The organism is Bacillus cereus group sp. MG16 (genome assembly GCF_040459875.1).
In the GTDB taxonomy this organism is placed as follows: Bacteria; Bacillota; Bacilli; order Bacillales; family Bacillaceae_G; genus Bacillus_A; species Bacillus_A paranthracis.
This window is the reverse complement of sequence record NZ_JARVHE010000001.1, coordinates 2,501,919-2,517,094: the sequence shown is the minus strand read 5'-3', so window position 1 is coordinate 2,517,094 and position 15,176 is coordinate 2,501,919. Positions and strand designations below refer to the sequence as shown.

Here is a 15,176-nt window from a genome sequence, read left to right as displayed (position 1 = left end):
AAGTTCCCTCGGTATACCGTTTCCTCCTTACTGTTTCATAGAGTTTGCGCTCTCCACATCATTAGCTTTCGACGTTCCCTTAACTTTATCAATTTTAGACTTAGATGCTTCCTTTAAGCCGATGCCCTATCCAATGCCTGTAACATTGCATGGTGGTTTTTCCAGGCTATAACGTATCCACCACTGGACATAGAAACTTTCGTTTCCCATACCATTTCTGGTATGCGAATATTCGACCCGTACATTCGGAAGTTCGTCAGAATACCATTTTATTCATTCTCACCATATCTAATTTTTTGTGACCCCCACCCTATCAACTACGGGACTCACCTCTGAGATCCTTTTCGGTTGCCTGTTAAAATAGGTACTTCGGTAATTTTTCAGATGACTTCACCGAGCTTCAGACCCCTTCTTATGTCGCAAAACTAGAAGGCGCATGTCGGAGTATTAGGGGAAGCGTTTCAAGACGTTACTCTATCATTCCACTTCTCAAGTTAAGAGTTCTACAATCTTAATTCGTTGTGGGTGTTATTTACATTTCAACGTTTCAAGATGGTGCGTAATCTTTTCAATTACGAACGTCTCGCACAGCCTATTATCCCTATCCACACGTATATTAACAAATGCAAAATTAGATTGATTTTGATTCTCTAATTCAAATTTTTCCGAAAATCTCATTTTGATGCTCCTCTCTTTGTTAAGAGAAATATAAAGTATCATGATGACTGAAAAGTTAGGTTTTATCCTTCTCCTTATCGTATACCTAAAATATACCATTAAAACAGAGTCCCTGCTACTTTTTTGACTACCTCTATAGCCTTTTTTGTAAATGCGTACCAAAAGAAAAAAATCAGTGCACTTATAGGGATGAATATACTTAAAAAGAGAGATTAAAATGACAACACACTTACAAACAAATCCATATGCGTTTACTATCGACGAGAGGTTACGAGAAAAACACGTAGGACGTATAGAAGTATTAGAGCGTGTTAAGGCGTTGCTACTTTTACCTAATTTAGAAATAGCTACTAATAAACAAGTAGCCGAGTTTTACAATGGATATTAACGAAGAAATGCGCATAAAGAGACAATGCCGTTACACATCGCCCATTACTATCATCTATTATTATTGTTGTTATATTCTCTTATTTTATCTCGACTGCGTAACGCCGTTTCCGTAAGCTATGTGGCTATGACAGATAAAGCGAATAGCACCGAGAATAGTTTTATGTAAAAGTTGTCCGATACATTCAGCAGCCACAACGCGAATAAGCCCAACGTTAATAATATAATAGACGGTTTCCGTCCCTTCTTAATTTTCACCTTAATTCGGAACACGTGCGTCCTCCTAATTACGCGGAGCTTGACATTAAGGGGATTTTTAGTCTATATTTTTTCTCTTTTTTCATAATCAGAATTTCCAGTACCATACTTCTTTATGAAGTCTTTGAAAGTCAATATTTCTCTTAGTGTTTTTCTATCCATTGGAGCAACAACTTCTTGCTCATCAAATCCCCTAGTTCCCAAAGAAGAAATATCAATTGCCTTATCAGAAGAAATCACTATAACAAATCCACTACGTCCATTTTGACCAAAATAATTTGAGCCAATAACATCTACACTTTTTGTAAATGATACCCAATGATTATCAAAACGAATACGCTCAACATTGCTCTCATCTAGCCAGTTATTATAATCATGCGCATACTCCTCGTTTTGATTTTCTCCCCGATCATCATAATCATCATAATCTGGCTCATCATTTCCACCAATATGGACCCTGAATAGCAAAGTATTTGGTTTAACAATTTCTAAATCACCTTTGTTATTTTGCAAATTTATAAACTTTTTACGCCACATTTCATCAGAGGAAACTAAATCCTTTCTTCCCCTAATGCTCATATGATGATTAGTCCATTCTGAAATTACGTCCATTATACATCCTCCTCCTATTCCGCCAGTCACAAAAAATCAGTTCCCACCGCCTGTTGTAATGTGTTATTGTTGCGCACCCTTCTTCGCTTCTTGCTCTTCCATTTCTTTTAATTCATCTTGCCACTTATCGCCAATACCACCGCTAGGCGTATTCCAGCGCTTTTCTTGACGTAGAATTCTCGACTTATCTTCTTCCGTCATTTCAGATTGGTATTTCTTCGCTTCCTCACGTTGTTGTTCTTCATATTCTCTTTCCTGTTGCTCCAGATGTCTTCTATGAGCCTCTTTATCAATAATCTTTTCGCAGTCGTGCGCTAGTTCCTTCGTTTCATCGTGTCCGTGTCCGCAATAATCGTTCGGAATTTTAGTACTAGATTTCGTAGCAGGTTTAGGATTACCTGTTGCACGGTCTTCGTTAGCTTTCGCATCTTTAACCGCAGTATTTCTAAGACCGTCTTGCGCTTTCTTCGTTACACTTCCATCAGGATTAAACGTTATAGTCATCGAACCTTCTCCATCATGCCCTAGATATCCGTAGATAGAGAACGACTTATATTTCTCGATGAATCTAGGTGTTCCCGCTATCTCTTTGACTTTGTTCGCAGACATTCCGACCTTGATGCCGTCATACTGTTCTAGTGACACGGTTGGTGCATCGTTATTCGCATCTTTATAATACGGACGTCTGTCGTTAACCTCCGAATCTTCCTTCGTTGATTCCTCCACTTGTTGCGGCTTCTCATCCTTCACAGGTTCTTTTTCAACCTTCTCGACCTTAGTCGGATTGGACGTTTCCTCTTCTCCTTGCGCAGTTTCAACAGATTCGTGTTTCTTATACGGCTCATAGCCCACTTTTTCTTTTGTAGAGCAAGCACTAAAGATTGACGTTGTCGCCACCCCTAATAAAACTACTTTCTTCAATGACTTCATAGTAATTCCCCCAGTGTTGTTTAATGCATATTAATCACCCTATGTTAATTCATTATATATTAATAGTAGATTTCACAAAGGACACTCAACTTCCCATACGTAACGCACTTCGATATTACCCTTTATGTATTATTCCGCCACGATCTTTATTAAATCAATCCTTCACGCGTCCCCCTCTTCTTTCCTCTTGCGTACAAAATCACCAATCATCGCAGTAACAAACGCCAAACCTACCGATAATCCGAATGCAACACCGAAAGCTGCTATGTATAGATTACCGAATACTTTCGCTGCGGTCATAAATAAAAATGCGAATACAATGAATAACGTTTCTTTGCGCTTATTTTTCATAGTATAATTCCTCCGTCTTTTTCCGAACCTTTATACGTCCTCTTCTCCTTTTCTCTTCCGCATAAAGTCGCCAATCCTAGCAGTAATAACCGATGCGACTACGGCTAATCCGAATACTACCGCCAGTCCCCCTATAATGACGTTCCCTATTATCTTCGTAACTATCAAAAGTACGAACGCAACTATTAATAGAATTGCGGAAGGTTTTCGCCCCTTTTTTATTTTAATTTTTATCTTCATGTAATATCATCCTTTCTATTATTCTTTACTACAATTGCAAGCGCACTTTACACACGCTTCACATGTCGGGCATATTACTTCTTCCTCATCAGAGCAACAACAAGTATATGAATCATCACCATCTAAAAAGCCATGTTCACAATTTAAACAGTTACCACATTTTTCGCATAGTTCTTCATGCTCACAATCATTATCTTCATATACAGTTTTTTCTAGTAATGAATATGTGTATAACAATTCCGAATTATCTTCTATTAAATTTTCATAAGCAAACGGAACATCTCTGAAAATTTCAGCACCATAACCTAATATGTGAATCGTATCGTTTTCTAATGTGTATACTTCACAATCTTTTTCGTAGTCCTCAATAATCACATTTTCTAGTTCTTCTTCATCTTTGAATATGTTTTCTTTCACGCTGCTAAACAATTTAATTGTTTCTTCCTTACCTAACTTATCAATAAGAAATACGGCTAAATCATCTACATGACCAACATACGGGTACTTCATATCTTCCGTTTTAAAGTAAAACATTCCCTTATCATATTCTTCTAAATAAAGAAGTTCATTTTCATAGTCATTTTCGTAATCTAACAACTGTAAAAATTTTTCTTCTGAAATATTTGCTTTTGAAATAATTTCTTTCATAGTTCCGTTAGCAATAGCTTCATTATTTACGCTATAATCAAAAATAGCTTTTTCCATATCATGAGGACACAACATAACATCTCTAAATTCATCTTGTGTTATGATTCTTTTTATCTCATTTTTACCTTCTACAATATCCATTACTTTTAACATGTCGTATTCTGTTACCTTGTTTGTGAAGTTCATCCTATTCCCCTACCTTTACTATTTTTAAATGTACTTAATCGCCTTATTAGGATTATTTCTAGTCTTGTACACATTTTTCGTGACAAGATTGATTTTTGTATTCATCTTTTCGGCTATTTCTTTTCTTGTTCCCGTTGCTTTTAATTCATCATTTACATAATAGTTAAAAATGGTTTTATTAATGTTCTTCATAGTCAAGATAACACTACCGCCATTTTTATGTTCATATTCAAAAGGTTTCAAGATTTATAATCTCCTTCCTAAAGTGTATACCTCATTTTACCATACACATGCACATGCACATGCCCATCAAGCTAAGGTTTTGAAGCACCTCCTAAATGGAAATTTTGTGTTTCTTATAGCAACGAAGTTCATTTTTATCGTTTTGGGGTAGTTTATTTTGTTAGGTTGCTAGCTCTCCCCCTAATAGCGCTAGTCTGTTTAATGTTGCGTTTATGTCTTCGCGTTTATGTCTTCGCCTTTATTTGCGTACTGTCTTATATTAAGTCTGCTTTCCATACGTAAGTCTTCCACCTCTTCTAAGCGTCTGTTTTTCCTCCGATATTCAACTAACTTCCGCTAGTGACGCTAAATACCGAATTTATACTATTTACAATCGGTGACGCACTTACTAGCAGAATGGAACGATAACAGGAAATAGGCGCGAGTTCGTTCCCTACTCGCAGTAAATGCGAATAGAGAAGCGGATCAAACTAGCGTCATGTCACGCATAACGAGGTTTCTAGTACTTGCCGTTCCTGCCCGTGTACTTCCGTACTCAACGACTTTCTACATACAAGTTTGCCCCTGTATGCGATATCTTTCGTTGATTCCTGCGATCGTAATCGCAACAAACACCACCCTAGCCGATTATGTGCGCTACCCACTAGACCTACACACGCAAGGGAACGGAATTACGTTAAACGTGTAGCGCTAGTGTTTGCGGCGGTCTAGCTATCCTTTTACGTTTTTATAGCGGTACGGCTTCCGCTTTTTGACTTGCCGCATCAGTACCCAAAAAAGACATTACTAAAGACGCCTTGCAATCTTCGAATTTTTTCGATATACTGCAAAGTAGATGGTCGGACTGATACGGCTTGTCCGTTATTTAGTTTCGATGTTTGTAGTTTTGAGTCTCCAATGGCGGTTGGAGGCTTTTTTCTTTTTAATTAATCTCTTAATTTCCTTAATGGACTGTATTTTTTATGTAATTCTGTTATATCGTCAAACATAAAATGCGTGTATCTCCTTGTCATCGTAATATCGCTATGCCCCATTATTTGTTGTAATGAAAATAAATCCCCACCGTTCCTTAAATATATGGATGCAAATGTATGTCTAAAAATATGAGGACTACATCTAGATTGAATGTTTGCTAGTTTAGCGTACTTATAAATCATTTGTCTTAATCCACTACTTGTAAAAGCACTTCCCGATATTCCGCAAAATAATCTTTTTGTATGTACTTCCCCTCTGATTAGTAACCATCGCTTTAGTGCGTTTTTAGTATTATCTGTAATCGGTACTTTTCTTTGATGAAAAGTTTTAGTGTGTTTCACTAATAGTAAATCTTGTTCCCATACTACATCTAATACGCTAAGGTTCAATATTTCATTTTGTCTTAATCCTGTCTCTATTAAAACTAATAAAATGGCATAATCTCTAACGCCATTCCAAGTTTTTTTGTCTACCTTAGAAAGTAAAGTTTTAAGTTGTTTTGGTGTAAGGACTTCAACTTCTTTTGTACGAGCCTTTAATTTTTTAATATCTTTTATTGGATTTATGGGAATGTGTTTGTTCTCAAATAGAAATTTAAAAAATGTTTTGTTTGCCCTAATTACAATGTTGATTGTTGAAGGCTGCAAATTTCTTTTTTCTTTACAGAATACAATAGCATCCTCTATATGTTCTTTCGTTACCTCGTATGGCTTAATTCCAACAGGTAATGCCCTTAAAAGTGATTTCAATTGGGCTTGATAGTGAAATAAAGTCGCTTCCCTCAATCCTTTTAAAATGCCCGCTTTATGAAAAAATTCAAAAGCCTCCTCCCAACTCTCGATATATTCCTCGGCTGCTTCCAATTCTCCGAGAACATCTAATTCTTCCATAGACAATCTGAAATTTCTTTTCGTTTTACTTTTTTTAACCATTAAAAAAACCCCCAGTTTACGATTCAATAAAGCAGAACCGCAAACTAGAGGTTGTTATAACTGGATTTATATAGGTTTTAAAGAGGATTCAAACAATTTGCGATCCGCGAAACGCAAACTAACGTTACTTACTGTAATCATTTGTGTCCTCCTACTAATACCGCTTATTTCAGCGTTTTCTCACCGATTGTCTTAAAAAATCGCATATTACGACTCAATTATTGTAGACTATAGCTATTATATAGTAGAAGCTGGATGAATAGCAACGGTTGATTGCTATTCCTTTCTTTCCAAACTCGAATAAAACCTTTGTTTTTAATTATATTAAAGTTACATACACGTTTTAAAGAGGATTCATTTTGAAAAAACATTTATAATTGGAGCATTATGTTTATCAATTGAAATAATACAATAATTTGTATGCATTTCCCATTATAAATAGCAAACTAAAACGCTCAGAAAATATTCTGAGCGTTTTTATTTCTTTCTCCAACTAAAGCACCAGTTAGTGTAAAAAGCTATTTCACCATTTGTATTGTTAATTTATCTTTTAACATTGATCTATATGAGTCAATTTCATATTTTGTATTATTGATTTTTTCTTTTTTCATTTTTAACATATTGAATATTTCTAACTCTAAATTCCTTCTAGCTTCAAGAACTTTTATCGCTCCTTCTACCCCTGAATGGTTATGTTCTTTCCCATAGCCCTGATTCGTGTAATAGTCGACAATTCCTGTGGACCATTCTGGATTTCTTTCTTTTAATGCCTTCCTAAATGAAAATTCAAGATCATCTTGTTCTACATAGAATAACATTGGATTTAAATTCTCTATGATTTTTGCAACTTTCATTACATAATTTATTATTTTTTCTTTTTGTTCACCGTATTTAATCATCCCAATCGTTAATGGATTTTGTATGAAACAACATTCAAAAATATAAACCTTATCATCTTCTAGAGCAATTTCAGCAAAATCATGCCATTTGTCAGTAATTAATTCAACATTTTTATCAAATGGTAATTCATATATATCGTTTCTTGAAATATCGTTAAATAATTCGTCCGAAAACTGGTCACCAAACTCATTTTTTATCTTTCTGTATGGTAATAAATAATTGCTTCCTTTTTTTAAAACTCTTTTAAGAAGAACTTCTTTAAAATCTCCACTGTTAGATACTAATCTATCGAATTCAAATTTATTAAAACAAGATACACCATCATAGTCGGCGGGGTGGTTCAAATTCCCCTCTAAAAATAGTTCCACTTCAATTTTATTTTGGTTTAGAATTTCATTTATTAGCTTTGCAGTGGTCGATTTTCCGAATCCAGGTAAACCTTCTACTATTATTAGTTTTGTATTCATAGTTATAAATCCCTTCCTTCAAAGTATTTAACCAAGATTAAAAAAATTACTTACTCCACTGCAATCACTCCTTCAAAATACGATATTCAACATTTCCTTTAAAAAATCCTTCTTAAATTAGCCTAATCGTTAACTTAAGAACATTTTTTCACAATCTCTATCATTATTTTAACATAAATTTTCCATTTACCTTTAAAAAAAGATAGTCCACCAGAGTGAACTATCTAAAGTAAATTATATCTTTTAAATCAAATACTTTGTCAGGAATCCCCAATCGTTGCGCTGGTATTTTTTACTGTTTTCTTTTTCTCTTCCCTTGCAATTTAACTATATATAAGTGCTTAAACACTATAATAACAGTAAAAAAGGATGCAAAATCATATGTGACTTTGCATCCCTAATTTGTGTGTTATTTTATATTTTCTATCCTATAACGGAACCAGTTACTTTTAAAAGTGGATTCTTTTATTTCCTTTCACTTAATTTCTTTGCATAATTCTTCATTTTACTCGTTAATCCTATTAAAGCAGGTAACAATATTGGCATCACAATAATAGCTAACAGTAACAGTGCAACACCAACAACGGATGCTACTTGTATAAGCGTTAATACACCTGAAGGGATCAATGCAGCAAATGTACCACCTAAAATTAGTGCTGCTGATAATACGACTCCTCCAATATGACGAGAAGCAGTTACAATTTTCGTCGCTGGGTCCCCTTCTAACTCATTGTATCTCATCATTACAAAAATACTATAATCCACTCCTAAAGCGACTATCATTATGAAACTGAAGAACGGAACATTCCAGCTTAATGAATCTACATGTAAAACATGCGTACTAATTTGTTCACTTATCCCTAATGATGCAAAGTACGCTAATAGTAACGATCCAATAATAAAGATGGTGTTTAATAATGAACGTGTAATGACGATTAGTACGATCGCAATTCCAATTAACATAATTGTAGCTGTACGTAAGAAATCTTGACCTGTTACTTCTTTTAAATCAACGTTTCTAGCTGTTGTTCCTCCAATTGCTGTTTTCGCATGATTTAATTCCGTCCCCTTCAAAGTACCATCTATCGTTTTATTGATTTCTTGAATAATTGGCATCGCTTCTTTTGAATACGGATTTACGTCTAAAATGATTGTCATTTTAGCAGTCTTTCTATCATGTGACATGTACGTATTCAAAGCTTTTTGGAAATCTTCTCCCTCCAAAACTTCTTTTGGAATATAAAATTTCTCAGAGCTTTTTGATTCATTTAGTTCTCCTAAATATTTCTGAGCATCCCCTAGGCCGTTACTTACCTTTTCAAGGCCTTCTGTACTTTTAGATAGTCCTGATTGTAATTGCCCCATCTGTTCTTGCAAGTCTTTCAGTCCGGTTAATAGCTGGCCTTGCCCATCGTTTATTTTCGTTAATCCGGTTTGTAATTCAGATGACTTGTTCGCAATTTGTTTTGAACCTGTTGCTCCTTCATTTAATCCATTTTTAAGATCAGCTGCTCCTTTTTGTAACTTAGTAACTCCGTTGCTCATTTCTTTTAAGCCATTATCCACTTTCAATAACGAATGATTCGCTTCTTTAAATGATCCCATCGCCGCATTGTGTTGCGTTGCTAATTGATTTAATTCATTTGAAAGCCCACCTAATTGCTTTTGAGCCTCTTTAGCAATTCCTATCGTCTGCAGAATGTTAGGATCATTTGCTAATTCTGGTTTCGTTTGGATGAAATTGGTCATTAACATTTCAATTTGTTCATAACCTTTCTTCGCACCGTCAACCGCTTGAGAAATACTTTCGAAGTATTGATCGTAAGAACTTAAACCTTTTTCTAACTGCGTATAGCCAGCATGAAGTTGTGAAGCTGCATGAGATAATATACTTATATTTTCATTTACTGAAGTTAACCCACTCTCAATTTGCTGCGCACCTTTTGCTCCATCATTTATGCCATTAGATAGTTGATTTAAAGCTGTTCCTAATGCCGATACACCATTTTTCGCTTCATTTGTTCCATCCATTAACTTTTGAACGTTTGCAAGACTATTTGAGTCCTTATTACCCATCTTATCTTTCGCAGTAGTTAATCCATCATTAATTTCCTTTATACCACCATTGGCATCCCCTAAACCTGTATTTAGTTCACCCGCTTGTTTATTTATATATAGTTCTTTAATCCTATCACCAGTTGGACGTGTCGGTGAATATACTTCTGAAACACCTTTCACTTTCAAAATCTTATCAGTTAGTTCATCTAAAGTTTGAAGCGAACTCGCCTCATCTAACTTGTTATTCGATTGAATGACTAACGTACTTAGTGAAGAAAAACCAGGTGGAAAATGTTCTTCTATTACGTTAATCCCCATTTTCGACTCATATTTATTGTCTACTTCAAATAAATCGTTGTAATTAAGTGTATTAGAATACTTTAATATGAAAGGAATCGATATCACGAATACAATAATTAAAGCTACAAATGGTCTCACTACTGAGTTTTTCGCAAAGAATCCCCATAGACGACTGTCTTCATGACCTTTAAATGTTTTAACGGGATAAAACATCCCTTTTCCTAAAAGCACCATGAAAAACGGATTTAACGTAGTTAATACTAGTAATAAAACTGCGACACCAATTGCTACCGCTGAAGTAGATTGATATAATTTAAAACTCGCTAAAGCAAGAGATGCAAAACCAATTAGTACTGCTATCCCGCTATATAAAACGGTTTTCCCTGCCGATTTAAATGTTTCTTTCGTAGCCAAAAATGCGTTTTCTTGTTTACTTAATTCTTCTTTAAATCTCGTAAATAATAAAATGTTATAGTCTGTTCCAACCCCAAACAGGACAACAACTACAAACACTTGTGTAAAGTTAGAAAATGGAAAATTAAATTGATCTACTAAATGAGCAATAATCCCCATTGAAACTAAATATGATACCCCAACAGTAAGAAGAGAAACAATGGGAACAATAGGTGAACGGAATACAATGATTAATATTACAAGAATGAAAATAATTGAAATAACTTCAGTCTTTTTCACTCCCTCTTGAGAAGATGTAAGAAAATCACCCGCGATTAAGTCACTTCCTGTTAAGTACGTTTTTACCCCTTTCGTTTTCACTTTATTATGAAGATTATTTGAAACTTTCGATATTTCACCATGTTTTTTATCTATCGATATTTGCGTTAAAATAGTCGTATTATCTTTAGAAACTAATTGTTTCTCTAATTCTTTATTATCTAAATGTGAAACAACTTCTTTAATTCCTAATTGTTCTTTTTCATTTTGCAAAGCATTGATTGTTTTTGTTATTTCCTCTTTTTGTTCAGTCGTTAAAGTTGTTTTACTACCACTATTAAAAACTGCTATAATCTCATACTTTTCTGTCCCGTCTTTATTCATTTCTTTTATCATTTTGTCAGCAATACTACTTTGTTCTGTATTAGGAATCGTAATGTGCCCTTTTTCTTTCACTAATTTATCCATATTAGGCATCGTAACGATCATTGTAATGGTAATAACTATCCACAATAGAAAAGATAAACTTCTCCAATTTCTCAGCTTGCTCATTTGCATCATCTCCCGCGATTAAAATTTCATGTTAGTTTCGGAATGAATATTCATTCCCACCTTTTTAAAATACCATTCCGGAATGAACATTCATTCCTATTGCTCTATTACATTGTTTTATAAACTCTATTAAACTACTTTTTCGGAATGAATGTTCATTCCTTTAGTTACACAAATACCCTCTCCTACTCTCATTTTTTAACTATATTTAGGAATGAATATTCATTCCTGTCCTTATAAAGCTATAGAATCAAATGATTCTAATAGCGTTCCAAGAGCTTTCTTCCAATTCTTTTACTAACTCTTTCGAGTATTCTAATTGCCCTGTTGCAATTACTTTCGTTAATTTTTCTAACGGTTGATATACAATAATAATTAAAGCAACTGGAGGCAATGGACGAAGAAAACCTTTTGCGATTCCATCTTCAATAATATTCATAAAGAAGCCTATAAAATCGTCAAATATTTTCTTACTCTGCTCATCAAGAAAATAACTATCGCAGTGAGAATTTGTAAATAAAAAAGCATCCACATTGTTTCTCGCAAATTCAAATAAACGGTTATACGTATGACTAAACTGTTCACGAATATTTGCTTCAACAGGAAAATCCGTTTTTATCATTTCAGAAAGCTGTAACATACTTTTTGAAAATAATGAGTTAACAAGCGCCTCTTTATTTTCAAAATAGCGATAAATAGTACCCGCACCGACTTTTGCCTTTTCAGCGATCATTGGAATTGTCGTACCATCGTAACCACGCTCTGCAAAAAGTTGCATCGCAGCATCAAAAATATCCTCTTGTTTGTTTTTAGCCATTTTTTCCACCTCTATTTTCAGGAATGAAAGTTCATTCCGTTTTTAATTATAAATTACAGGGAATAAAAGTCAAGTGTGTGACTACGTATAGTTGTAATTTTATTCCCTTATTTGTGAATAAAATTACATCAGCGGTTTTCAGGATATATCAACTTACCGACAAAAACCGACGCCCAAAGAGAAAGCTGTCCCAAAATTTGATTTTGGACAGCCCTATTTTTTAAAAGAAATCATAAATAAATGCATCTCGTACCGGAACTATTTTCTCAAACGCTTGTATTTCCTCTTCGCTTCCGCTAATTAATTCTAATTCATTTAGTTCTAATGGGCGTTTGTATCCAAGCAATATTGTAGATAGTGCATTTATATCTAGCTTGATCCCTTTATCCATCGGTTCTTCTATAATTGTTATTTCATAATTTGCAAGTCTCACTGATACATTATTCCACGGTGCAAATGAATCTGTAATATGTAAGATTACTTCTTGCTGTACGTTGTTCCAGTTCAACTCATATTGTTTTAAGAACTGCTCTACATCTACAATTCTTCCCATAAAATATGGTTTTATTTCTGTTTTCACACGTGGTTCTTGCAATGTATATAACAACTGTTCGTTTTCACTTACTGTCATTTCAAGTTCTTTAATCATAGAATCATGTTGGCAAATAAAATTCCATAGACCATTTCGTGCTTCATTATGCAGTGGAACAAATTCATCTACTGTCATTTTATAGTTTTCTATTTTATATAACATATAGCCGGCTGCAGTTTTATTTTCATCATAGTAAATTGCTAATGTTAAATCATCATAAACTGCTTGTAACCACCATTTTTCATTTCGAACTAGCATACCAGAAAAACGTTCTGCAAATGTTTCATAAAGCTTCTCTACTTCTTCTGAGTGATTTTCTTTATTGAAACGTTTCACAGTACCAATCACTTGTTTTTTCATAACTAAATCACTCTTTGTCATATGACATACAAGAAGATTCGCACAAAGTTCCCAGCCATATTTACGGTAAAATGCAACAGCAAATGGATGTAACATCGATACTGTATATCCGTCTTTTTTCATCGTTTGAAGTGAATGTTGAAGTAATTCTTTCACATATCCGCTTCTTCTGTATTCTGGATACGTTGCTACCCCTGCAACGCCACCCATTTTAAATTTTTCTTTTCCTATGTATATATGAAACGGAATAAGGTGTAGTTTTGCAGCTAAGTCATTACCTTCCATAATACCGTATACTTCATGACTTTCCTTCATTCTTGTAAGTTGCTGCTGCAATCGATCCTCTTCAACTTTATATTGAAAAGCGTATTCTGATAAGCATAGTGCTTCTCTAAATTTATCTTCTTTTAATCGTATAACGTTCATATGTTTCTCCCCTTCCTTTGTTTGAATTGTACCATAATTTAAAATATTACAGTGCGGTGAATGAAATTATATTGGCTTAACGACACAAATTCAATATAAAAAAAGCAGATACATCTTGTATCTGCTTCTCATTACTTTATCCCGCTTTAACGGGCAGTAAGACCCCCACCTCAAAATTTAGCGAAAGCAAAGAATTTAGGTAGGGGATCAACTGCCCGTTAAAGTCCGATTGGTGAGGGCTGATAATCAGTGGGGGATGAAGCCCCCCACTGATTAAAGTTTCACTTTATTTAGCTAATTTTTGAAGTTCTTCGAAGAATGTAGGGTATGATACACCTACTGCTTCTGCGTCTTCAATTGTTGTTTTACCTTCTGCTAGACAGCCGGCAATCGCAAGCATCATTCCGATGCGGTGATCACCATAACTATTAACTGTATTTCCTTTTAAAACTGATTTCCCGTAAATAATCATCCCGTCTTCAGTTGCTTCTATGCGAGCACCAAGTTTCGTTAATTCCGCTACGACTGTATCAATACGGTTCGTTTCTTTTACTTTTAATTCGTGTGCATCTTTAATAACTGTAATTCCTTCTGCTTGCGTTGCCGCTAATGCAATTACAGGAATTTCATCGATTAATCTTGGGATAATATCTCCGCCGATTTCGATTCCTTTTAATGAAGATGTTTCAATTGTAATGTTTGCAGCTGGTTCTGATGCTCCTTCGTTAATTGGCTCTACAGTGAACGTAGCACCCATTTTCTCTAAAACATCAATAATACCTGTACGTGTTGGATTCATGCCTACATTTTGTAATACTAGTTTACTATTTGGAATAATTGCACCTGCTACTAAGAAAAAGGCAGCTGATGATACGTCACCTGGTACTTGAACATCTGTCGCTGTTAACTTTTGTCCACCTGCTAGTTTCACTGTCTTTCCTTCGCGAGTCACTTTAACGCCAAATGCTTCAAGCATTCTTTCCGTATGATCACGTGAAATATGTGGTTCTGTAACAGCTGTTACACCTTCTGCACGAAGCCCTGCAAGTAAAATAGCTGACTTTACTTGTGCGCTTGCTACCGGCGAAGTGTATTCAATTGCTTTTAAATCTCCACCACGTATTGTTAGCGGTGTAAACGTTCCTTCTTCGCGCCCATCAATGTTCGCACCCATTTGTTTTAATGGATTTGTTACACGTTTCATCGGTCTTTTTGCAATAGATGCATCACCTTGTACGCAAGAGAAAAATGGTGTATTTGCCAAAATTCCTGACATTAAACGTATAGTTGTACCCGAATTACCAACATCTAATACAGCTTTCGGTTCTTGTAAACCTTCTAATCCTTTACCAACTACAGTGACTTCATCACCGTTTTGCACGATATCTACTCCCATTTCTTTAAAACAAGAAATTGTACTTAAACAATCTGCACCGGGCAAGAAACCTTTAATTGTTGTTTTTCCTTCTGCAATCGCACCGAACATGACAGCACGGTGAGAAATCGATTTATCTCCTGGAATTGTAATGTTGCCATTTAATCCGTTATTAACAGGTTGAATTGTTCTTTCCTTCACGTTTTCACCTTCTCAT

General features: G+C 34.8%; 14 protein-coding genes. 1 reads left to right on the top strand and 13 read right to left on the bottom strand.

Annotation, left to right across the window (positions count from 1 at the left end; all coding sequences use genetic code 11):
* Nucleotides 1-528: 528 nt before the first annotated feature.
* Entirely contained in the window at nt 529-678 is a 150-nt protein-coding gene (locus QCI73_RS12875) for a hypothetical protein (protein ID WP_353823067.1), read from the bottom strand.
* A 217-nt stretch (nt 679-895) separates the two neighbouring features.
* Between QCI73_RS12875 and QCI73_RS12870 the strand changes: the two genes are divergently transcribed.
* On the top strand, nt 896-1,066 hold the full coding sequence (locus tag QCI73_RS12870; RefSeq protein ID WP_353824139.1) for a hypothetical protein: 171 nt from the start codon (nt 896-898) through the stop codon (nt 1,064-1,066).
* Nucleotides 1,067-1,386: 320 nt separating this feature from the next.
* Here the strand turns inward: QCI73_RS12870 and QCI73_RS12865 are convergent, their stop codons facing one another.
* From QCI73_RS12865 to aroA, 12 genes are all read right to left on the bottom strand, one after another.
* On the bottom strand, nt 1,387-1,935 hold the full coding sequence (locus QCI73_RS12865; protein ID WP_353823066.1) for a hypothetical protein: 549 nt from the start codon (nt 1,933-1,935) through the stop codon (nt 1,387-1,389).
* A gap of 63 nt (nt 1,936-1,998) precedes the next feature.
* Entirely contained in the window at nt 1,999-2,865 is an 867-nt protein-coding gene (locus QCI73_RS12860; protein WP_353823065.1) for a hypothetical protein, read from the bottom strand.
* A 162-nt stretch (nt 2,866-3,027) separates the two neighbouring features.
* Nucleotides 3,028-3,216 (bottom strand): hypothetical protein, encoded by a 189-nt coding sequence (locus QCI73_RS12855; protein ID WP_353823064.1) that lies wholly within the window; start codon nt 3,214-3,216, stop codon nt 3,028-3,030.
* 30 nt (nt 3,217-3,246) lie between these two features.
* Entirely contained in the window at nt 3,247-3,456 is a 210-nt protein-coding gene (locus tag QCI73_RS12850; RefSeq protein WP_353823063.1) for a hypothetical protein, read from the bottom strand.
* 18 nt (nt 3,457-3,474) lie between these two features.
* On the bottom strand, nt 3,475-4,290 hold the full coding sequence (locus QCI73_RS12845; RefSeq protein ID WP_353823062.1) for a hypothetical protein: 816 nt from the start codon (nt 4,288-4,290) through the stop codon (nt 3,475-3,477).
* 24 nt (nt 4,291-4,314) lie between these two features.
* Complete coding sequence (locus tag QCI73_RS12840; protein WP_353823061.1) at nt 4,315-4,533, bottom strand: hypothetical protein; 219 nt, start codon at nt 4,531-4,533, stop codon at nt 4,315-4,317.
* 926 nt (nt 4,534-5,459) lie between these two features.
* A complete protein-coding gene (locus QCI73_RS12835) occupies nt 5,460-6,440 on the bottom strand; it encodes a tyrosine-type recombinase/integrase (protein WP_353823060.1) in 981 nt (326 codons plus the stop codon).
* Between the two features lie 518 nt (nt 6,441-6,958).
* On the bottom strand, nt 6,959-7,807 hold the full coding sequence (locus QCI73_RS12830) for a P-loop NTPase family protein (protein ID WP_353823059.1): 849 nt from the start codon (nt 7,805-7,807) through the stop codon (nt 6,959-6,961).
* 465 nt (nt 7,808-8,272) lie between these two features.
* Nucleotides 8,273-11,389 carry an MMPL family transporter gene (locus QCI73_RS12825; protein WP_353823058.1) on the bottom strand — a complete coding sequence of 1,039 codons (3,117 nt, stop codon included), beginning with the start codon at nt 11,387-11,389 and terminating at the stop codon, nt 8,273-8,275.
* Nucleotides 11,390-11,639: 250 nt separating this feature from the next.
* Entirely contained in the window at nt 11,640-12,206 is a 567-nt protein-coding gene (locus QCI73_RS12820) for a TetR/AcrR family transcriptional regulator (protein WP_087955971.1), read from the bottom strand.
* Nucleotides 12,207-12,426: 220 nt separating this feature from the next.
* Nucleotides 12,427-13,584 (bottom strand): GNAT family N-acetyltransferase, encoded by a 1,158-nt coding sequence (locus QCI73_RS12815; protein WP_353823057.1) that lies wholly within the window; start codon nt 13,582-13,584, stop codon nt 12,427-12,429.
* Between the two features lie 286 nt (nt 13,585-13,870).
* The gene (gene aroA, locus QCI73_RS12810; RefSeq protein ID WP_044793568.1) at nt 13,871-15,160 is read right to left on the bottom strand and encodes a 3-phosphoshikimate 1-carboxyvinyltransferase; all 1,290 of its coding nucleotides are present in this window, start codon (nt 15,158-15,160) and stop codon (nt 13,871-13,873) included.
* Nucleotides 15,161-15,176 lie beyond the last annotated feature (16 nt).

What these genes read in the sequence shown, in the direction of transcription:
- QCI73_RS12875 (WP_353823067.1), bottom strand. Translation starts at nt 678, where the DNA reads ATGAGATTTTCGGAAAAATTTGAATTAGAGAATCAAAATCAATCTAAT.
- QCI73_RS12830 (WP_353823059.1), bottom strand. Translation starts at nt 7,807, where the DNA reads ATGAATACAAAACTAATAATAGTAGAAGGTTTACCTGGATTCGGAAAA.
- QCI73_RS12835 (WP_353823060.1), bottom strand. Translation starts at nt 6,440, where the DNA reads ATGGTTAAAAAAAGTAAAACGAAAAGAAATTTCAGATTGTCTATGGAA.
- QCI73_RS12845 (WP_353823062.1), bottom strand. Translation starts at nt 4,290, where the DNA reads ATGAACTTCACAAACAAGGTAACAGAATACGACATGTTAAAAGTAATG.
- QCI73_RS12870 (WP_353824139.1), top strand. Translation starts at nt 896, where the DNA reads ATGACAACACACTTACAAACAAATCCATATGCGTTTACTATCGACGAG.
- QCI73_RS12855 (WP_353823064.1), bottom strand. Translation starts at nt 3,216, where the DNA reads ATGAAAAATAAGCGCAAAGAAACGTTATTCATTGTATTCGCATTTTTA.
- QCI73_RS12865 (WP_353823066.1), bottom strand. Translation starts at nt 1,935, where the DNA reads ATGGACGTAATTTCAGAATGGACTAATCATCATATGAGCATTAGGGGA.
- QCI73_RS12860 (WP_353823065.1), bottom strand. Translation starts at nt 2,865, where the DNA reads ATGAAGTCATTGAAGAAAGTAGTTTTATTAGGGGTGGCGACAACGTCA.
- QCI73_RS12825 (WP_353823058.1), bottom strand. Translation starts at nt 11,389, where the DNA reads ATGAGCAAGCTGAGAAATTGGAGAAGTTTATCTTTTCTATTGTGGATA.
- QCI73_RS12815 (WP_353823057.1), bottom strand. Translation starts at nt 13,584, where the DNA reads ATGAACGTTATACGATTAAAAGAAGATAAATTTAGAGAAGCACTATGC.
- QCI73_RS12820 (WP_087955971.1), bottom strand. Translation starts at nt 12,206, where the DNA reads ATGGCTAAAAACAAACAAGAGGATATTTTTGATGCTGCGATGCAACTT.
- QCI73_RS12850 (WP_353823063.1), bottom strand. Translation starts at nt 3,456, where the DNA reads ATGAAGATAAAAATTAAAATAAAAAAGGGGCGAAAACCTTCCGCAATT.